17 protein-coding genes are annotated in these 18839 nt (G+C 71.9%); 15 read left to right on the plus strand and 2 right to left on the minus strand.

The genetic code is table 11. The features are described 5' to 3' along the window. Positions 1 to 224 precede the first annotated feature (224 nt). The 5 genes from ACSMHG_RS08765 (at position 225) to ACSMHG_RS08785 (ending at position 6974) form a co-directional block, all read left to right on the plus strand. Positions 225 to 1091 carry a pyruvate, water dikinase regulatory protein gene (locus ACSMHG_RS08765; RefSeq protein ID WP_435743777.1) on the plus strand — a complete coding sequence of 289 codons (867 nt, stop codon included), beginning with the start codon at positions 225 to 227 and terminating at the stop codon, positions 1089 to 1091. Then, complete coding sequence (gene ppsA / locus ACSMHG_RS08770; RefSeq protein ID WP_435743779.1) at positions 1088 to 3541, plus strand: phosphoenolpyruvate synthase; 2454 nt, start codon at positions 1088 to 1090, stop codon at positions 3539 to 3541. The genes ACSMHG_RS08765 and ppsA overlap by 4 nt, the downstream gene beginning before the upstream one ends. Before the next feature lie 79 nt (positions 3542 to 3620). Then, the gene (locus tag ACSMHG_RS08775; protein WP_435743781.1) at positions 3621 to 4655 is read left to right on the plus strand and encodes a hypothetical protein; all 1035 of its coding nucleotides are present in this window, start codon (positions 3621 to 3623) and stop codon (positions 4653 to 4655) included. A 2-nt stretch (positions 4656 to 4657) separates the two neighbouring features. Then, complete coding sequence (locus tag ACSMHG_RS08780; RefSeq protein WP_435743783.1) at positions 4658 to 4831, plus strand: hypothetical protein; 174 nt, start codon at positions 4658 to 4660, stop codon at positions 4829 to 4831. A 115-nt stretch (positions 4832 to 4946) separates the two neighbouring features. After that, a complete protein-coding gene (locus tag ACSMHG_RS08785) occupies positions 4947 to 6974 on the plus strand; it encodes a fatty acid desaturase (protein ID WP_435743785.1) in 2028 nt (675 codons plus the stop codon). A 14-nt stretch (positions 6975 to 6988) separates the two neighbouring features. Here the strand turns inward: ACSMHG_RS08785 and ACSMHG_RS08790 are convergent, their stop codons facing one another. Next, a complete protein-coding gene (locus ACSMHG_RS08790; protein ID WP_435743787.1) occupies positions 6989 to 7516 on the minus strand; it encodes a DNA-binding protein in 528 nt (175 codons plus the stop codon). 120 nt (positions 7517 to 7636) lie between these two features. On the opposite strand from ACSMHG_RS08790, the gene ACSMHG_RS08795 reads away from it, so the two are divergent. Continuing rightward, positions 7637 to 9577, plus strand: a complete 1941-nt coding sequence (locus tag ACSMHG_RS08795; protein ID WP_435743789.1) for a vWA domain-containing protein — start codon at positions 7637 to 7639, stop codon at positions 9575 to 9577. Here ACSMHG_RS08795 and ACSMHG_RS08800 read toward each other — a convergent pair. Next, a complete protein-coding gene (locus ACSMHG_RS08800; protein WP_435743791.1) occupies positions 9566 to 10177 on the minus strand; it encodes a hypothetical protein in 612 nt (203 codons plus the stop codon). The genes ACSMHG_RS08795 and ACSMHG_RS08800 overlap by 12 nt on opposite strands. Before the next feature lie 129 nt (positions 10178 to 10306). Here ACSMHG_RS08800 and ACSMHG_RS08805 point away from each other — a divergent pair, with 129 nt between their 5' ends. The 9 genes from ACSMHG_RS08805 to ACSMHG_RS08845 are packed head-to-tail and all read left to right on the plus strand — an operon-like array spanning position 10307 to position 18838. Then, positions 10307 to 11170: a hypothetical protein gene (locus tag ACSMHG_RS08805; RefSeq protein ID WP_435743793.1), complete on the plus strand. Its 864-nt coding sequence runs from the start codon at positions 10307 to 10309 to the stop codon at positions 11168 to 11170. Beyond that, positions 11167 to 11898 (plus strand): Flp pilus assembly protein CpaB, encoded by a 732-nt coding sequence (gene cpaB / locus ACSMHG_RS08810; RefSeq protein ID WP_435743795.1) that lies wholly within the window; start codon positions 11167 to 11169, stop codon positions 11896 to 11898. Before ACSMHG_RS08805 ends, cpaB begins: the two co-directional genes overlap by 4 nt. After that, positions 11895 to 13445, plus strand: coding sequence for a CpaE/TadZ family protein (locus ACSMHG_RS08815; RefSeq protein ID WP_435743797.1), 1551 nt, complete (start codon positions 11895 to 11897; stop codon positions 13443 to 13445). The genes cpaB and ACSMHG_RS08815 overlap by 4 nt, the downstream gene beginning before the upstream one ends. Then, positions 13442 to 13783 carry a TadE/TadG family type IV pilus assembly protein gene (locus tag ACSMHG_RS08820; protein WP_435743799.1) on the plus strand — a complete coding sequence of 114 codons (342 nt, stop codon included), beginning with the start codon at positions 13442 to 13444 and terminating at the stop codon, positions 13781 to 13783. Before ACSMHG_RS08815 ends, ACSMHG_RS08820 begins: the two co-directional genes overlap by 4 nt. Further along, the gene (locus ACSMHG_RS08825) at positions 13780 to 15159 is read left to right on the plus strand and encodes a TadA family conjugal transfer-associated ATPase (RefSeq protein WP_435743801.1); all 1380 of its coding nucleotides are present in this window, start codon (positions 13780 to 13782) and stop codon (positions 15157 to 15159) included. Before ACSMHG_RS08820 ends, ACSMHG_RS08825 begins: the two co-directional genes overlap by 4 nt. Continuing rightward, the gene (locus tag ACSMHG_RS08830; protein WP_435743803.1) at positions 15150 to 16070 is read left to right on the plus strand and encodes a type II secretion system F family protein; all 921 of its coding nucleotides are present in this window, start codon (positions 15150 to 15152) and stop codon (positions 16068 to 16070) included. The genes ACSMHG_RS08825 and ACSMHG_RS08830 overlap by 10 nt, the downstream gene beginning before the upstream one ends. Continuing rightward, a complete protein-coding gene (locus ACSMHG_RS08835; RefSeq protein WP_435743806.1) occupies positions 16067 to 16978 on the plus strand; it encodes a type II secretion system F family protein in 912 nt (303 codons plus the stop codon). The genes ACSMHG_RS08830 and ACSMHG_RS08835 overlap by 4 nt, the downstream gene beginning before the upstream one ends. Next, complete coding sequence (locus ACSMHG_RS08840; protein WP_435743808.1) at positions 16975 to 18156, plus strand: sensor histidine kinase; 1182 nt, start codon at positions 16975 to 16977, stop codon at positions 18154 to 18156. The genes ACSMHG_RS08835 and ACSMHG_RS08840 overlap by 4 nt, the downstream gene beginning before the upstream one ends. Then, complete coding sequence (locus ACSMHG_RS08845; RefSeq protein ID WP_435743810.1) at positions 18149 to 18838, plus strand: response regulator; 690 nt, start codon at positions 18149 to 18151, stop codon at positions 18836 to 18838. The genes ACSMHG_RS08840 and ACSMHG_RS08845 overlap by 8 nt, the downstream gene beginning before the upstream one ends. Position 18839: the final 1 nt, after the last annotated feature.

The following is an 18839-nucleotide window of genomic DNA, read 5'->3' on the forward strand; positions in this document are numbered from 1 at the left end:
CAGCGGCGCCCGCCCCGACCGGCTGACCGGCCGCCCTGCGAGAGCGGGTCGCCGAGGCCGTCTCGCCATCCGGGTGTGACGGGCGTCATGACCGCGCCGCACGTCCGGTCCCTCGTCCCGGGACACCGGGCAGCCACCCCGGCTGGGGACCCGAGCCCACGTGGACCCGGCTGCCGCCCGGGCGAACGACGGTCTACGGTTCAGGAAACCTACGAAGGCAGGCGATGAACGGCACCACCGAGCACGACGTCGTACCGGTGTTCTTCCTGTCCGACTCGACGGGGATCAGCGCCGAGACGATGGGCAACGCGCTGCTGATCCAGTTTCCCGACGTGGCCTTCGAACGGACCCTGATCCCGTTCATCCACACCATCGACGACGCCCGCCGGGTCGTGGAGATGCTCGACGAGGTCGCCGACGGGCCGGTGACGCCGCTGGTCTTCACCACCGCCGCCGACGAGGGCGTGCGCGCGGAGCTGCTCACCACCAGGGCGCCGATCATCGACCTCTTCGAGACCCACATGTCCCGCGTCGAGGCCGTGCTCGGCCGCCCGGGGATGCGGCAGGCCGCCCGTCTCCACGGCGTGGGCGACATCAAGCGCTACAACAACCGGATGGCAGCGGTGGAGTTCACCATCGAGCACGACGACGGGCAGAGCGTCCGGGCGCTCGAGAAGGCCGACGTCGTGCTGCTGGCCCCCTCGCGGTGCGGCAAGACGCCGACCAGCATGTACCTCGCCCTCCAGCACGGGCTGTTCGTCGCCAACTACCCGCTGGTCGACGAGGACCTCGAGGGCTCCGACCTGCCCGAGGTCGTGCTCCCCTACCTCGACCGGTGCTTCGGGCTGACCACGACCGTCGAGCGGCTCTCCCGGATCCGCCACGAGCGTCGCCCCGGCTCGCGCTACGCCTCGCCCGAGCAGTGCCGCTGGGAGCTGCGGCGGGCCGAGGACCTCTTCCGCGGCCACCGCCTGCCGGTCATCGACAGCTCGGCGAAGTCCGTCGAGGAGATCTCGGCCCTGATCCTCCAGACGCTCAAGTCCAGCGCCCGCAGCCGGGCGCGCCGACCCCAGGAAGGGACCCGACCATGAGCAAGAAGTCCACCCCGAACGTCCGGTGGTTCTCCGACCTGGGCCTGGCCGACCTCGAGCAGGTGGGCGGCAAGAACGCCTCGCTCGGCGAGATGGTCTCCGAGCTCGCGGACCTCGGCGTCCGGGTGCCGAACGGCTTCGCCACCACGGCCGAGGCCTTCCACCGGTTCATCGGCAGCGACGTCGACGGCCGCGGCGAGCTCGCCGACCGGATCGCCGGACTGCTCGAGGACCTCGACACCGACGACGTGCGCCGCCTGGCCGAGGTGGGCAAGGAGATCCGTGCGGCCGTGGTCGCGCAGCCGTTCCCCGCAGACCTCGAGGCCGACATCCGGACGGCCTACGACGAGCTGGTCGCGGAGTCGACGGGCGAGCAGGGGGAGGAGCCCTCGTTCGCGGTGCGGTCGTCCGCGACCGCCGAGGACCTGCCGGACGCCTCCTTCGCGGGCCAGCAGGAGACCTTCCTGAACGTCCGAGGCATCGACTCGGTGCTGACGGCGATCCGGGAGGTCTTCGCGTCCCTCTACAACGACCGGGCGATCGCCTACCGGGTCCACCACGGGTTCGCCCACGCCGACGTCGCGCTCTCCGCCGGCGTGCAGCGGATGGTCCGCTCCGACCTGGCCTCCTCCGGCGTGATGTTCACGATGGACACCGAGTCGGGGTTCACCGACGCCGTCTTCATCACCTCCGCCTACGGGCTGGGCGAGGGCGTCGTCCAGGGCGCGGTCAATCCGGACGAGTTCTACGTCTACAAGCCGGCGCTGCGCGCCGGCCGACCGGCTGTGCTCAAGCGCGGAGTCGGCGGCAAGGCGACCAAGATGGTGTACACCGACGACGCGACGGTGGGCCGCACGACCGAGTTCGTCGACGTGGACCCCGCGGCGAGCCGGCTGCTCAGCCTCACCGACGACGAGGTCCACGAGCTGGCTCGGCACGCACTCACCATCGAGGAGCACTACGGCCGGCCGATGGACATCGAGTGGGGCAAGGACGGCGTCGACGGACGCCTCTACGTCCTCCAGGCCCGTCCCGAGACGGTGCAGTCGCGGCAGAGCGGTGCGCTCGAGCGGTACAAGATGGACCGCTCCGTGGCGACCGGCGCCGACGTGCTGGTCGAGGGTCGGGCGATCGGCCAGAAGATCGGCGCCGGCGCGGTCCGCGTGCTCACCTCGATCGACGACATGCACGAGTTCAACGCAGGCGAGGTGCTGGTGGCCGACATGACCGACCCCGACTGGGAGCCGATCATGAAGCGCGCCTCGGCGATCGTGACCAACCGCGGCGGTCGCACCTGCCACGCCGCGATCATCGCCCGGGAGCTCGGCATCCCCGCCGTCGTCGGCACCGGCAGCGGCACGCGGGACCTCGCCGACGGGCGGGAGGTGACCGTCTCGTGCGCCGAGGGCGACACCGGCCTGGTCTACGAGGGCATCCTCGACTTCGACGTCGAGCGCACCGAGCTGGACTCCATGCCCGACGTGCCGGTCAAGATCATGATGAACGTCGGCACGCCCGAGCAGGCGTTCGCGTTCTCCCGGCTGCCGCACGCCGGCGTGGGTCTGGCCCGCCTGGAGTTCATCATCAACCGCCAGATCGGGATCCACCCCAAGGCGCTGCTCGAGCTCGCCGACGACCCCGAGGCGCTCCCGGCCGACCTCCGGGCCGAGGTGGAGGAGCTGACCGCGGCGTACCCGAGCCCGCGCGACTTCTTCGTCCAGCGCGTGGCCGAGGGCATCTCGATGATCGCGGCCGCCTTCGCGCCGGAGCCGGTGATCGTCCGGATGAGCGACTTCAAGTCCAACGAGTACGCCAACCTGGTCGGCGGTGAGCGTTACGAGCCGGACGAGGAGAACCCGATGATCGGCTACCGCGGCGCCTCGCGGTACCTCTCGGAGGACTTCGCCGACTGCTTCGCGATGGAGTGCGAGGCGCTGCGCCACGTGCGTGACGAGATGGGGCTGACCAACGTCAAGGTGATGATCCCGTTCGTGCGCACGACCAAGGAGGCCCGGGGCGTCATCGAGCTGCTGGGGCGGCACGGTCTCGAGCGCGGGAAGAACGACCTGCAGGTCGTGATGATGTGCGAGGTGCCCTCCAACGCCGTGATCGCCGAGCAGTTCCTCGAGCACTTCGACGGCTTCTCGATCGGGTCCAACGACATGACGCAGCTGACGCTGGGCCTGGACCGGGACTCGGGCCTGGTGGCCGACTCCTTCGACGAGCGCGACCCGGCCGTGCTGCACATGCTGGAGCTGGCCATCAAGGCCTGCAAGGCACAGGGCAAGTACGTCGGCATCTGCGGGCAGGGCCCCTCCGACCACCCCGACCTCGCGCAGTGGCTGCTCGACCAGGGCATCGAGTCGATGTCGCTCAACCCCGACACCGTCGTCGACACCTGGCTGCACCTGGCCAGGAGCGCGCCGGCCGGCGGCCCGGGAGCTCCGTGACCCGGCCCTGAAGGCCGCCAGGGCGACCCTGCGCGTTCCGGCACCGATCGGGACTCGGGAGCGGCATCATGGTCGGGACATGAGCGAGCCCGCTGCTCCCGCCGCCGACGTGGACGACGTCTGGCGGATCGAGCCTGCCCTCGTGACCGACCGCGGCCTCGTGGCCCGGTTGGTCGAGGCGGTGGCCGCCGCGGACCCCTCGGCGGCGCCCGAGGTGGCCGACGGGTCCTTGCGGGCAGCCCAGTGGCTGCAGCAGTTGCGGCCCGAGTGGACCGGCGTGGCGGTGCTGACCGGCGAGGCGAGCAGCGGTCGGCGCGTCGTCGGCTACGTCGCCGCGGTGGCCGGGCCGGAGACCGGATGGCGGGTCCTCGTGCACCCCACCCTCCGGGGCGGCTCCATGGAGCACGAGCTCGTCCTCGCAGCGCGCGCGGCGTTGATGACGGCCGCCACGGTGGAGGCACCGCGCGTCGTCGACCCCCAGCAGCCCGCGGCACCGCTGGTCACCGGCCCCGAGCCGGAACCGGCCCCGCCCGCCCGCCCGTGGGGCGAACGGCTCGTCACCACCGCAGGTGCCGTGGCGATCGCCATCGCCGGGGTGGCCGCGACCCTCGCCGTCCAGATCGGCACCGGGACGTTCGACGACCTCTCGCCCTTCCTCGGCCCCGACACCGACCGTGCCCCCGCCGCGGCGGCGGAGCGCGGACCGGCCTCCGGCGCTGCTCCTGCGGCGAGGTCGGTGAGCGGCACGGTCCTCACTCCCACACCACCCCCGACGTCCCCCGCGCCGGCCACCGGCGCCCCGGTCGACGACGGCCCTGGCCTCCCGCCCGGCGGCGCACAGCCCGACGGTCCGGGGGAGCCGCCCGTGGCGTCGCCCGGTGTCGGGACGCCGCGGCCCGAGGCGCCCGGCCTCGTCTCGGCGGTCGTGGACCCGCTCGCCGACGGAGGTCTCGGCGTCGTCGACGCGGTCACGCGAGGCGCCACGGCCCCGGTGACCGACGGTGTGCGCGAGGTGGTCGACGCAGGCACGGACGCGGTCGACGGCCTCGTGGCAGGTCTGCTCGACGCGCTGGCCACCAGGTCGGGCCCGCCGACCGGGGGGACAGGCTCGTGACGATGTCCGCGGCGCTCCTCGTGGTCGCCGTTGCTGCTCCCGTGTCGCTCGCCGTGCTCACCGGGTTGGGGAGCCGCCGGCGAGGAGACGGCTGGCCGCTCGCCGTGCTGAGCGGTGTGCTGTTCCCGCTCACCTGGTTCGTCTGGTACCTCCGGGACGCGGCGCAGGGCGGCTGAGGCCCCGGCAGGTCCGCTGGGCCGCGCCACGGGGTCGTTGACAAGACCGCCGGGGCGTTGAGACAGTGGCCGCAGTGCTTTACAACTGCCGTCGATCTGTCAAGTCAGGAACGTCGTGACTGCCTCCCCCTCCGCTCCGGTCGCACCCCCCGCCTCGATGCCGCAGCCGGTCGTCGGCCTGCCCGACCCCGGCGAGCGGGTCCCGCCGCTCGCGTGGCCGACGGCCGCGCTCTACGTCGGCGCGCTCGTGCTCTTCGGTGTCGAGGTCTACGGCTACCTGGTGGCGGGCTGGAGCCCCTGGCTCACCGTCCCGCTCGGGGCGGCGGTGACGTTCCTGATGTTCAGCGTCCTGCACGAGTCGGCGCACCACGCGGTCAGCACCGACACCCGGGTCAACGACGCGTTCGGGCACCTCGCGATGCCGTTCGTGGCGGCGTACACCACCTTCCCGATGCTGAAGTTCATCCACATCGAGCACCACCGCAACACCAACGAGCCCAAGGGCATCGACCCCGACAGCTGGACCAGCGAGGGGCCGGCCTGGCAGCTGCCGCTGAGGTGGGCCACGGTCGACTTCTGGTACGTCGCGTTCTACGTCCGCCGGCTGCCCGACCGGCCCCGCGCCGAGGTCGCCGGCGTGCTGACGATGGTCGCCGCGGCTGCCGCCGCCGTCGTCGCGCTGGTGGCCGCCGGTCACGGCGCCGAGCTGGTCCTGCTGTACCTGCTGCCGCAGCGGATCGGCATGACCGTGCTGGCCTGGTGGTTCGACTACCTGCCGCACCACGGCCTGACCGTGACCCAGCGGCAGGACAAGTACCGGGCGACGCGGATCCGGGTGGGCGGCGAGTCCTGGCTCACCCCGCTGTTCGTCTACCAGAACTACCACCTGGTGCACCACCTGCACCCGAGCGTGCCGTTCTACCGCTACCTGCGTGCGTGGCGGCGCAACGAGCAGGCCTACCTCGACCGCAACGCGGCGATCTCCACGTGGTTCGGGCGCTCCCTGACCCCCGAGGAGTACCGCACCTGGCGGCGGATCACCGACGGCCTCACCGACGGCCTCACCGACGGCCGTCCCGGCGGCGCCGACGGCGAGGGACGACGCCCCGCGTTCCACCCGCTGCGGGTGCGGTCGGTCGACCCGTTGACGCCGGAGAGCGTCGTGGTGACCTTCGACGTCCCCGACGACCTGGCGGGGGAGTACCGCTACGTCCACGGCCAGCACGTCACCCTCCGCGCGGTGGTCGGCGGGGTCGACGTACGTCGCAGCTACTCGATCGTCGCGCCTGTCTCCGCGCAGACGCTCAGCGTGGCGGTGAAGCGGGTGGACGACGGCGTCTTCTCGAGCTACGTCACCGGTGAGCTCGCAGCCGGCGACATCCTCGACGTGATGACGCCGACCGGGCGCTTCACCACCGAGCTCGACGCCTCGCAGGCGCGGCGGTACGTCGCCGTGGCGGCCGGCTCAGGCATCACGCCGCTGATGTCCATCGTCAGCACCATCTTGGAGGAGGAGCCGGACAGCACCGTCACGCTCGTCTACGGCAACCGGGACCGCGCGTCGACGATGTTCCGCGACGAGCTCGGCGACCTCGCCCGCACCACCGGCCGCCTGGAGGTCCACCACGTGCTCTCCCGCGAGGCCGATCCCGACGGAAGGGTCGTCGGCCGGGTCAGCCCCGAGCTGGTCCGGGAGCTGGTCGCCGAGCCCGCCGGGGTCCACGCCTGGTTCCTGTGCGGGCCGGCGTCGCTGGTCTCCTCGGTCGAGGAAGCCGTCGCGTCCGTGCCCGGGGTCGACCCGACGCGAGTGCTGTCGGAGGTGTTCCACACCGAGCCGAGCACCTCCGCCGTGGACGTCGACGTCGAGAGCGCCGTGACCGTGAGGCTGGACGGCGCCGAGTCGACGTTCCCGTTGCGGTCCTCGGGCGACACCGTCCTCGACGCCGCCCTCCAGCAGGGCGTCGAGCCGCCGTACTCCTGCGCGGGCGGTGCCTGCGGCACCTGCCGCGCGAAGGTCGTGCTCGGACGGGCCGTCATGGACCAGAACCACGCCCTCGACGACGACGAGGTCGCGGACGGGTACGTCCTGACCTGCCAGGCCCACCCGGTCACCGAGGAGCTGCGGGTCGACTACGACGCCTGAGCGGCGAGGGTCGTTCAGAGCAGGTGCTTCACGGCGGTGAAGTGGCGAGCCGCCTCGGCCTCCGTGCCAGTGCCGTACACCTCCACCATCTCGGCCAGGCCTGGTGCCACCTCGGCCAGCACCTGGGCTGCGGCCTCCAGCTCCCGGCCCGAAGCGACGGCACGAAGCAGCTTCCGGACCACGTCGGCGGAGCTGGCGTCCGGCGCGAACTGACCGGTCGACACGGTGCCCTGGTGCTGGCGGATCTCCTCCAGGCGGCGCGTGACCGCATCCTGGGAGAGGCCCGGTGCCTCGTCGACCAGGCGGAGCAAGCCTTGGAGCCGCGCGACCGCGAGCGGGTTGCCGATCTTGACGCGGTGACCGCTGGCGAGCTGGGAGAGCATCGGCGGACTGAGACCCAGGACCTCGGCGACGCGGGACTGGCTGACCTCCAGGCCCGCGGTGACCCGGCGCACCAGCAGACCGATCGGCTCGCCGTACAGGCGGCGCTGTTGGGCGATCTTGGCGGCCTTGTCCGACTCGACGTCCAGCCCTGGCTCCATGCGCGGCCCCTTCCCGGCTGAGAGCGTACGTCGCGCGGTTCACAAGGGCAACCTTGACGTTTGCTTCTGCAAACAGCAGGGTAGGTGTCGCCGCAGTCGTTGAGGGGAAGGACGAGTCGCATGGAGCCCCGTCGTCATCTGGTCGCACTGACCTCGCTGATCGCGCTGGTTGTGTCCTCCACCGTTGGAGTGGGCGCCGCGACGGCCGGGACCGCGCCTCGCCAGGCCGCTTCGGCTGCCACGGCGGCGGCCACGGCGGCGGACGCGGAGGAGGGCGGCTACGGACGGATGATGCTGCTGCTGGACTCCTCGGGCTCGATGGCGGAGCCCGCCGGAGGCGGTCAGACGAAGATCGCGGCGGCACGCCGAGCGCTTTCGACGGTCGTGGCAGGCCTGCCGGACGATGCCCAGGTCGGCCTCCGCGTGTTCGGCGCCGAGGTCTTCTCGCGCACCGACGCCGGTTCCTGCACCGACAGCCAGCTCGTGGTCGAGCCCGGCACCGACAACCGCGAGGACCTCGAGGCCGCGATCGGCCAGTACGAACCGTACGGCGAGACGCCGATCCCGCACGCCCTGCGCGAGGCCGCCAAGGACCTCGGCAACGAGGGTGCCCGCTCGATCGTCCTCGTCTCCGACGGCGAGTCCACCTGTGACCCGGATCCCTGCGAGGTGGCCGGCGACCTGGCCGAGCAGGGCATCGACCTGCAGATCGACGTCGTCGGGCTCTCCGTCTCGGGGGCCGCACGCGACCAGCTGCGGTGCATCGCGGAACAGGGCGGAGGCACCTACTACGACGCGGACAGCGCCGCCGACATCGAGAGCAGGCTCACCCGCGTCGCCTCGCGCGCCGTCCGGCCCTTCACCCTGACCGGCGAGCCGATCGTGGGCGGCTCGGAGACGTCGCCCACGTCCATCGCCATCGGCGAGTACGTCGACACGCTGGGGGCCGGCGAGTCGAAGAGCTACGTGTTCACCCGCGAGACGGCCGGCTCCACGCTGCGGGTGGCTGCCCTGTCGCAGGGCGAGACCGGCTTCATCGACGGGCTGGTCGCCCAGCTCACCGGGCCGGAGGGCCGTTGCGACTACGCCTCGGTCAGCAGGTTCCTCGACGTCCGGCAGGTGATGGGCGCTCAGGTCACCGCCGGCACCGGTCTGGGCGCTGCGTCCAGCGAGGCGTGTGACGAGCCGGGGGAGTACGTCGTCACCGTCAGGCGCGGACGGGGAGCCCAGGAGGAGGTGCCGATCGGCCTGGTCGTCACGGAGGAGCCACCCGTCGAGGACCCCGGTCCCACCCCTCCAGCCGACGACACCGTCGTCACCGCGCCGCGGGTGAGCGGCCGCGCGCAGCCCGTCGAGGGCGTGGCGTCGTTCGCACACGCCCCCGAGATCGGCACTGGCCGCTGGTCCAGCACGGTCGTCCCGGGTGAGTCGCTGCTGTACAAGGTGCCGCTCGCGTTCGGCCAGGGGCTCCGGGTCAGCGTGGAGTTCCCGGAGGCGAGTGGAGAGCTCGCCGAGCGCTTCGGCCGGTTCCCACCGAGGGCCCACCTGGGGCTCTTCAATCCTCTCGGCGCCCAGCTCGGCTACGTCGACGGGTCGACCTGGCTGGACTCGCCCGACGACGCCACGCTGCAGACGGCGTTGCCCGCCGTCAGCCGGGCACCCTCGGAGGTCCGCGACAGCCAGTTCAACGGCGGCGCCGACGTGACGGCGGCCGGTGACTACTACGTGAGCGTGAGTGCCAACCGGCAGGACTACACCGTCGAGATCCCGTTCACGCTGAACGTCGAGGTCGTGGGCGAGCCGGCGGAGGGCCCCACCTACGCCGACGGCGTGGCGTGGAGCGTCGCGGATGGTGTCACCGGAGGAACCGTCGCGTCCCCGGATCCCACGGCGGCCCCGTCCGAGAGCGGATCGACCGACGGTGGCGACGCGGACGCCGCGCCGGCGGCGGGCCAGGCCGACTCCGGCACCGGGGACATGATCGGTGTGCTGGCCGGGGTGCTCGGCCTGGGCGCGCTCCTCACGGCGCTCCTGATGTGGCGGCGGCGCTCAGCCACCTGACTCCCGTGGCGGCCTCTTGAGCCGCCTCAGGCGCGGGCGGTCCGTCGTCGACGGGTGGACGAGGGCAGCGGCGACCAACAGCAGCACCCCGAGGATCACGATCGACGTCGCAGTGAACGGCGGTGCGTCCGAGGACGGCATCAGCCACAACGGCGCATGGTCGTCCGCGCCCGAGCAGCGGATCACGGCACCGTCCCCGGAGTGGCCGTAGAGGACGATCGCGGCGATCGGCACGCCTCCGACCACCCGCGACCCGAAGGTCGTCGGATCGTCCGGCTGGGTCGGCAGGCTCCACCCGTTGCCAGGCAGGCAGCCGACCTCCTCGGCGGACGGAGGACGCCGCGGGTCGTCGACCTGGCCGTACAGCACCCAGGGGCTCTGGAAGAACCGCGTCTGCGGCACCGGTGTCGGTCCGTCCGCGGCCACCTGGACCGGTGCCGGCGGGTCGGTGCGACCGGCCACCGCCCCGAAGCCGAGCGTCGAGAGCCCGATGACCAGCAGCAGGAGACCGGCGACACGCCGCCGCCGATGGCTCGCCGCCGTGTCGGTGAGGCGCCGCGCAGCACGCGACTCCCGCGACCGCGCGAGCGGAAAATCCACTGACCCCTCCTTGGCCGGCCGGGGGAAGGGAAGCGGTCGGCGACGATTGTGGAGCGCCCGCCAGGGTACTGGTCGAGACCGGTCGGCGTGGCGAGGTTTAACTTTACGAATCCGGGTATGACAGCGGCCATGTCCCTTGTCGTCGCACTCATGGACGAGCACCCGACCGGCTCGTTCCGCGGCGCAGCGCTGTGGGGTGGGTGGCAGATGCACCCGCTCACCGATCCCACGACGCTCGCCCTCGACTCCCGAGTTCGCACCCCGCAGACCACGCACCTGTTGGTGCTGACGCCGACCGCCGGCACGAGGAGCGCACACCTCGCTGCGTCGACCGTTGCCGCGGCGCGGCCCGACCTCCCTGTGCGGGTGCTGAGCTTCCCCGTCTCCGCGGCCGTGCTGGCCCGGGCCGTCGAGCTGGTCCCGGCCGGGACCAGCTCCGCCACGGCGGTGCACGCCTCGATCGTCGGTAGCCTGCAGTCGATGGTGTGGGGGGCCTGGCTCCCGTCGGTGGCGAAGCTGTCCCGCCCGTCACCGACCCTGCGGCAGCATGTCCAGTCCTGGTTCGCCGGCCGGGACGGATTCCTCGCCGTCCACGGTGACCCGGGTTGGGTGGCGAAGCTGCCGGTCGCCGAGGTCGAGCCCGACCGGCGGCTGCGGCGCGTCCCCGCGCCCGGGCTGACAGCCGGCTCGTACGTCTGCCATGCTTTCGGCGACATGCCCGAGGCCGCCATCTCCGCCCTCTTCTCGATGGGGTTGCCCAGCCGTCCTCTCCGTCGCGAGCCGCTCGGCGATGCGGGGACCGCCTGGGGATCGGCCAAGGCGGTCGAGTTCGTCATCTCCTTGCCGGTGTCCGCCGAGGCGCTCGCCACCACGTCGTCCCAGCGGTGCCCTGCGTGCGCGGAGCCGGTGTGGGGTGCGACCTGTCCCTTCTGTCGGGTTGCCGCCGAACGTCCCGACCGCGAGGACCACCTCGTCCGGGGAGCTGCGAGTTGAACGCTCGTCAGCGGCGCGGTGTCCTCTTCCTCCTGGCCGCGGTGGCGCTGGCCGTCGCGGTGTTCGTCGCCGTCAGTCGCTACGTCTCCCAGGTGGAGAGCCAGGTCGGGCCCATGATGACCGTCTACGAAGTCTCCGAGCCGGTCGACGCCTACGTGCCCCTCGGCGCCTCGAACGTCCAGGCCAAGGAGGTCCCTCGTCGCTGGGCCGCGCCCACGTCCGTGACCAGCCTGCGCGAGCTCGAAGGACGCCGGGTCGGGTTCCAGCTGGCCGCGGGGACCGTCGTCACCTCGGACATGCTCATCCCCTCGACCGACCTGAGCCCGACCGAGCGGGAGATCGCGATCAACGTGGACAGCGTCACGGGCGTGGCCGGCCGGGTCCGCCCCGGCGACCGGGTCGACATCGTGGCGGTCTTCGCCGACGTGCCGGGTCTGCCGAAGCAGGCGCGTGTCCTCGTCCGCGACGTGCGGATCGTCTCGATCGGCGGCCAGCAGACCGTGACCGTCGACACCGAGGAGACCATCGGCGCCAGCAAGGACGTCGTCCCCGTCACCTTGGCGCTCGAGCCCGAGGACTCCTTGTCGGTCACGTACGCCGCTGCCTTCGCGCAGGAGGTGCGGCTCGTCGCCCTGCCGGGTGACGTCGGGGCCAACCGCTCGCGGGAGGTCGACGAGTTCGACGCCGAGGACCTCGGTGGGCAGGCCGTCCCAGAGGAGGCACAGTGACCAGAGTGGTGGTCGGAGCAGCCGACCAGAACGTCCTCACCGAGCTCCGAGGCTTCCTGGCGGAGATCGAGGACGCTGAGATCGAGTCCATCCTCGAGTCCAGCCACGAGCTCTCGGCCAGTGTGGCCGGGCTGAAGCCGGACGTCGTGATCCTGCACGACTCCCTCGGCCCGCAGCCGGCTGCCGAGATCGTCCGGGAGATCGCCTTCCGCTCGCCGACGTCCGGCATCGTGGTGATCAACGCGGCGATGGACGCCGAAGGTGCCCTGGCAGCCATGGAGGCCGGCGCCAAGGGCATCGTCCGGTACCCGATGACCTTCGACGACGTGTTGTCGCGCTTCGACGCGGCCCGCCAGTGGTCGATACGGATGGCAGGCTTGATCTCGGGGGCGGTCGCGGACACCGGTCGTGACCTGGGGCGCCGCGGCCGCGTCACCGTCTTCGCTGGTGCCAAGGGTGGCGTGGGCACGACGACGATCGCCACGCACATGGCCATCGACCTGCACCGCAAGGTGGCCGGCACCAAGGTCTGCCTGGTCGACCTCGACCTGCAGGCCGGTGACGTCTCAGGCATCATCGAGGCACGTCAGCGCGTCTCGATCGCCGATGTGGCCAAGGTGGCCGAGGACCTCTCGGCCAACACCATCCTCGATGCGCTCGTGCGCCACGAGTCCGGCATCTCCTTGCTGCTCGCCCCGGTGCTCGTCCACGAGTCCGAGTACGTCACCGCCACCGCCGTGCGGTCCATCCTCGGACTGCTGCGGGAGGAGTTCGACGTGATCCTCGTCGACGGCGGCTCGCACGCCACACCGGCCCAGGCCGCCGCCGTCGAGGTGGCCGACACCGCCGTGGTGGTGGTGACGCCCGACGTGCTCGCCATGCGCTCCTTCCGGCGCACCGTGCAGGCGTGGGAGAGCCTCGGGGTCCGTTCGGAGCAGGAGATCCACGTCGTCGTCAACCGGGTTTCCCGCGAGGACGCTCTGACCTTCGACGCCCTCGGCAAGCTGACCTCCGCCAACCTGGTCTCGACCCGCCTGCCCGCAGCGTTCCGCAGGCTCGAACGTGGCGTGAACACCCGCAACCCCGATGAGGTGCGGGAGGCTCCTTGGTGGTCGGCGCTCGAGCGGATCGGGGCCGAGATCGGGGTGAGCGGGCCGGCGGCGGTCCCGGCGCCCGTGGCCGCGCCGAAGCGGCGCGGGGGCCGACGGGCGAAGGCGGAGACTGGTCAGATCGCCGTCGAGACGGTCGGACTCGTGCCGTTGGTCGCGCTCATCTGCCTCTTGGCCTGGCAGGTCGGCCTGACGGCGCTCGCCTTCGTGTGGAACGGCCACGCGGCCAACGCCGCCACCCGTGCGCAGGCGATCGGAGACGATCCGGGCGAGGCCGCCCGTGACGCCGTCCCCGACTCCATGCGCGACAGCGTCCACGTGACGGTGCTCGGGGACGGCTCGGTGAAGGTGTCGACGAAGGTGCCGGTGATGTGTCCCGGATGCGCAGCCCTGCCGACCGAGATCTCCCAGACCAGTGATGTGGTGGACGAGCCGTGAGCCGGCGTGCTGAGCGCCGGTCGCACGCGGGCAGCGTCGCCCTCGAGGTGGTCGCGCTCGTGCCCCTGCTGGTGCTGGTGGCCCTCCTGGTCCTCCAGCTCGGCGTTGCGGGCTGGTCCGCGTCTCAGGCCCAAGAGGCTGCCCGGGCGGCCGCGCGGGCGCAGAGCCTCGGCAGGGATCCCCTGGCGGCCGCCGAGGGAGCGCTTCCGGGCGCTTTGGACGTCGCCTCGATCTCGACGTCGGGCGACTCGGTGACCCTCCGCGTGAGAGTGCCGCGGGTGTCCCCGCTCCCCACCTTCACCGTGACCCGGGACGTGTCGATGGCCGTGAACCCGTGAGCGGCTACCGCGGCTTCGCCGGGGTCGACCCCAGCAGTGGCCCCAATCCAGGCTCCGGGGAGACCTCGGACGAGATCCTCGTCCGACGCCTGAAGCGTCTGCTCCTCGAGGAGGTCGATCTCCACGAGCTGGGCCGGCTGGAGGAGTCACAGCGGCGGATCCGGCTGGAGCGGGTGCTGAACCACCTGGTCTCCACCGAGGGCATCATCCTCAGCACGCGCGAGCGCACGAGCCTGGTCCGCCGGGTCGTCGACGAGGCGGTCGGGCTCGGCGTCCTCGAGCCGATCCTCGCTGACCCGGCCGTCAGCGAGATCATGATCAACGGTCACGACACGGTGTACGTCGAGCGTTTCGGCGTCCTCGAGCGGATCCCGTCCGGCTTCACGAGCGACGAGCAGCTGCTGCAGACGATCGACCGGATCGTCTCCACGGTCAACCGCCGCGTCGACGAGTCGAGCCCGATGGTCGACGCGCGGTTGCCCCCCGACACCCGGCTCCCGCGCGGCGCGCGGGTCAACGTCGTGCTGCCACCGCTCGCGCTGCGCGGTCCGACCGTGACGATCCGGCTCTTCCCCCGTCGTTACGGGATGGAGGAGCTGATGCACCGCGGCGCCGTCGACGGCCCCACCGCGGCGCTCCTGGCGGCGGCGGTGCGGGCTCGGCTCAACATCGTCGTCTCCGGCGGGACCGCGTCCGGCAAGACGACCATGCTCAACGCCCTGTCGGCCTTCATCCCCGAACGCGAACGCATCGTGACCATCGAGGACGCAGCGGAGCTGGCGCTGGTCCAGGAGCACGTCGTGCAGCTGGAGACCCGGCCGCCCAACGTGGAGGGGCGCGGCGCGATCACGATCCGCGACCTCGTCCGCAACGCGCTGCGCATGCGACCCGACCGCATCGTCGTCGGCGAGTGCCGCGGCGGCGAGGCGCTCGACATGCTGCAGGCGATGAACACCGGCCACGAGGGCTCGTTGACGACGGTGCACGCGAACACCACCGACGACGCGCTGGCCCGGATGGAGACCATGGCGTCGATGTCCGAGGTGGAGGTCCCGTTCCACGCACTGCGCGAGCAGGTCAACTCCTCCATCGACCTGGTGCTGCAGCTGATCCGCACACCGGACGGCACCCGGCGCGTCGTCGAGCTCAGCTACTTGTCCTCGCGCCGACGCGAGGAGTTCGCCCTCAGCAGGCTGGTGCACTGGGACCCGAGGGCCATCGGTGCGTCCGGGTCTCCCGGGTCGTTCGTCCGTCACGCCGTCCACCCCGACCTCGCGGACCGGCTCGAGGACCGGGGGGAGAAGCTCCCCGACGGCTTCGACCGGGCGCACTCCGGACGCGACGTCGACGAGGGTGGGGGAGTGTCGTGGTCCTGACGGTCCTCCTCTGCTCCGTCGGGTCCGCCCTGTGTGCCCTCCTCGGTTTCTCCTACCTGACGTCGGTGGCCGCGGACCGCCGACGGATGGCTGCCGCAGCGGCCGGCTACGAGCGGATCGAGGACCAGCCGCTCGTGGACCGGGCGAACCGCCGCTTCCGGCGCACGCGCCTGGGACAGCTGGTCGAGCGCGAGCTGGTGCTCGCCGGGATCGACGAGCGTCCACTGGTGGTCGTCCTCGTCGCCGCCGCTGTCGGCGCCTCGACCGCCTACATCCTGTGGACCGCTCTCGCACCCGTCTTCGGGGTCCTCGGCCTCAGCGCCGGCGGCTTCGCGCTGCGTGCGTTCATCCGGCGCGCCAAGGCCCGCCGCCTGGAGGCGTTCATCGTGCAGATGCCGGAGCTGGCCAGGGTCCTGGCGAACGCCACCAACGCGGGGCTGTCGATCACCACCGCCCTCGGCATCGCCGGCGAGGAGCTGGCTGCGCCGGCGGGCACCGAGCTGCGCAACGTCGCCAACTCGATCCGCTTCGGCACCGACCTGGTGTCTGCCCTGGACGCGATGGGTGAGCGGCTCCCCTCGCGAGAGGTCGCCGTGCTCCTCTCGACCCTCGTGGTGTGTGCGCGCAGCGGTGGGTCGCTCGTGACCTCGCTGAGGGACATCGCCGACACCCTCGAGGCGCGCAAGGAGACGCGTCGAGAGATCCGCACGACACTCGCCCAAGCACTGGCGACCGGCTACCTCGTCATCGTGCTCGGCCTGGGGATGCTGTTCCTCCTCAACGGGATCCAGCCCGGGTCGGTCGAGGCGATGACGGGCAGCTTCGTCGGCCAGGTCGCCCTGGTGCTCTCAGGTTCGCTGTTCGCCCTGGGGTTCTACCTGATCCGGCGGATGACGAGGCTCGACATATGACGCCCACCGTCCTGCTGCCTGGCCTCGCCGTCGCCACGGCGGTGCTCTTGGCGCTGCGCGGCTACCGCCTGCTCCGCTCCGATCCCACCGACGGGCTGGGCCTCGAGGAGCTCATGGTCCTGCGCCCGGAGCAGAGGCGGGCCGCCAAGGGCGAGGCCCCGCTCGGGCGCCTGGCCACCCGGCTCGCGCCGTCCCTGCGTCGTCGCCTTCCCGCCCCGGTCATGAACTGGTTGCAGACCCAGGTCGACTATGCCGGCCGACCCGACGGGCTCAACGTCGACGGGGTGCTTCGCCTGGTCCTCATCTGGGCGCTGATGCTGACCCCGGTGTTCCTGCTCAGCCTGACTTCCGGCAACCTGCTGGGCCTGGCGCTGGCAGTCGTGGCACCGGTCATGATGCCGCTCGCGCGGCTCTCCAGGCTCCGCCGGGTCAGGACCGAGGCCTTGGACCGCGACCTCCCGGACTTCCTCGACGTCCTCGCGGTGACGGTGACCGCGGGCGTCGGGTTCCGCGCCGCCCTCGTGCGGGTCTCGGAGCGGTTCGGCGGACCGCTGGCAGCCGAGATGCAGCTGGCCCTGAGCCAGGTCCAGCACGGTGCGTCGCTGCGCGGGGCGTTCGAGCAGCTGCGCGAGCGCAGTGACTCCGAGGCCCTCGGCCAGTTCGTGACGGCGTTCATCCAGTCCGACGAGCTTGGGGCTCCGCTCGTGGAGGCGCTCAACCAGATCGCCGTCGACCAGCGTCGGGAGCACGCACAACGGATGCGCCGGCAGGCGGCACAGATCGCGCCCCGCGTGACCCTGGTGACGACGCTCGTCCTCGTCCCGGCCACGCTGATACTGCTCCTCGTCGGGCTGGTCCTCGGCGCCGACGTCGACTTCGGCAGCCTGTTCGGGGGTTTCTCGGGATGACCGCTGAGGCGATCGCCACGGTGGAGGTCCGCACGCTGGTGCGGGTCTCGTTCCTGCTGCGGATGATGACGCTGCTGGCCAGCCTGGCCGGCTACGTCGACCAGACGCTGACGCCGGTGGCAGTCGGCGCGATCTTCTTCCTCACCCTGACCAGCATGGCGGGGATCGCGGTCCCGAGCGTGCCTGCCTTCCTCCAACGCCACCCCATCCTGGTCATGCTCGACGGCCTGGTCATGACCGGCCTGATGATCGCGCTGGGGACCGACAACCCCCTGGTGCTGGTCGCGCTGTCCAGCTGCGTGATCGTCGGTGTCGTGCTGCCGACCCCGGCCGCCGCCCTCTCGACGATGGCGATGGTCAGTGGCTATGTGGCGGCGGGACTGTTCGACGACCGCCTGGCCCGCACGTTCCTGGCCGACTACGGGTTCCCGGTCACGTTCGTGTGCGTGGTCGTCCTCGGGCAGGTCTTTCGCACCCTGGCCGAGCGGAAGCGCCAGTCCGAGCGGGCGTTCACCGACCTCGTGTCGAGCGCGGTCACCGCGCAGGAGCGGACCCGGCTCGCCCGGGAGCTGCACGACTCGACCGCGAAGACGCTGCAGGGCCTGGCCTTGTCGGCACAGTCGCTGCCGCACTGGATCGAACGCGACCCCCGGCGCGCGGCGAGCGAGGCCGTCGCCATCTCGAGCTCTGCCGGCGAGGCCATCATCCGCCTCCGGAGCCTGCTCTCCGCCCTGCGCCAGGACGACCTGGACCAGCCCTTCCACGAGTCCCTGGCCGCCCTGGCCCGCGACTGCACCCACGACTCGCCCGAGATCCGGCTCACCCTCGAGCTCGCGCCCGTCCCCCTCTCGGCGCCCTCGGTACGTTACGAGCTGTTGGCCGCCGCGCGAGAGGCCCTCTGCAACGCCGTCACGCACTCCGGCTCGGACCGCATCACCGTTCGCCTCTTCCTCACCGGTGAGGAAGAGGTCGCCGTGGAGGTGACCGACCAGGGCCGCGGCTTCGCACCCGGGATCCTTCCCGAGCGGGAACGGCAAGGCCACTTCGGCGTGCGCGGGTACTCCGAGCGGCTCCAGCTCATCGGCGGGCACGCTGACGTGGACACCGCGCCCGGCCGGGGGACCCGGGTGCGTCTCGTGGCGCCCCTGATGGGCCTGAGGGAGGGTGCACATGCCTGAGGACCTGACCGTCGACGCGCCGGCGACGGCCGCCGGGCCGACCCGCACGCTGATCGTCGACGACAACCCCGTCGTACGAACCGGGCTGCGCAGCCTGCTGGAGACCTCGGCGGACATCGAGGTCGTGGGGGAGGCCAGCGACGGCATCCTCGCTGAGTCCATGGTGCAGAGCCTGCGGCCCGACGTGGTCCTGCTCGACGTGCGGATGCCTCGTCGCGACGGCGTCCAGACCGCTCGGGCCATCGCGGGCCGGACGACCGTCATCATGCTCACCTTCACCGAGGAGCCGGAGCACGTCCGCGCGGCCCTCGCAGCGGGTGCGAGCGGCTACCTCGTCCACGGCACCTTCGACGCCTCGACCCTGGTGCACACCGTCCGACAGGCAGCGCTCGGAGCCGGCGCCTTCTCGCGTCAGGCCCTGGAGGCGATCCGCGACACCCGGGCGGCCGCGGACTCGGGCGAGGAGCTGCGCAGGCGGCAACGGCGGTTCGAGCTCAGCGACCGACAGGGCGAGCTGATGGAGCTGATCGCGCAGGGACGGACGAACGCGGAGATCGCCCGGGAGCTCTACCTCGCCGAGAAGACGGTCAAGAACCACGTCAACGCCATCTTCGCCAAGCTCGTGGTGAGCAACCGGAGCGAGGCGATCGCGGTCTGGCTCGGCACGCGGTCCGAGGCCTAGG

Origin of the sequence: Nocardioides ureilyticus, assembly GCF_051280745.1 — a bacterium.
GTDB lineage: Bacteria > Actinomycetota > Actinomycetes > Propionibacteriales > Nocardioidaceae > Nocardioides.

Excerpts from the sequence above, each read along its gene's own strand:
- ACSMHG_RS08765 (WP_435743777.1), top strand. The coding sequence starts at position 225 with ATGAACGGCACCACCGAGCACGACGTCGTACCGGTGTTCTTCCTGTCC.
- ACSMHG_RS08805 (WP_435743793.1), top strand. The coding sequence starts at position 10,307 with ATGTCCCTTGTCGTCGCACTCATGGACGAGCACCCGACCGGCTCGTTC.
- ACSMHG_RS08795 (WP_435743789.1), top strand. The coding sequence starts at position 7,637 with ATGGAGCCCCGTCGTCATCTGGTCGCACTGACCTCGCTGATCGCGCTG.
- ACSMHG_RS08835 (WP_435743806.1), top strand. The coding sequence starts at position 16,067 with ATGACGCCCACCGTCCTGCTGCCTGGCCTCGCCGTCGCCACGGCGGTG.
- ACSMHG_RS08840 (WP_435743808.1), top strand. The coding sequence starts at position 16,975 with ATGACCGCTGAGGCGATCGCCACGGTGGAGGTCCGCACGCTGGTGCGG.
- ACSMHG_RS08780 (WP_435743783.1), top strand. The coding sequence starts at position 4,658 with ATGTCCGCGGCGCTCCTCGTGGTCGCCGTTGCTGCTCCCGTGTCGCTC.
- ACSMHG_RS08845 (WP_435743810.1), top strand. The coding sequence starts at position 18,149 with ATGCCTGAGGACCTGACCGTCGACGCGCCGGCGACGGCCGCCGGGCCG.
- ACSMHG_RS08790 (WP_435743787.1), bottom strand. The coding sequence starts at position 7,516 with ATGGAGCCAGGGCTGGACGTCGAGTCGGACAAGGCCGCCAAGATCGCC.
- ppsA (WP_435743779.1), top strand. The coding sequence starts at position 1,088 with ATGAGCAAGAAGTCCACCCCGAACGTCCGGTGGTTCTCCGACCTGGGC.
- ACSMHG_RS08775 (WP_435743781.1), top strand. The coding sequence starts at position 3,621 with ATGAGCGAGCCCGCTGCTCCCGCCGCCGACGTGGACGACGTCTGGCGG.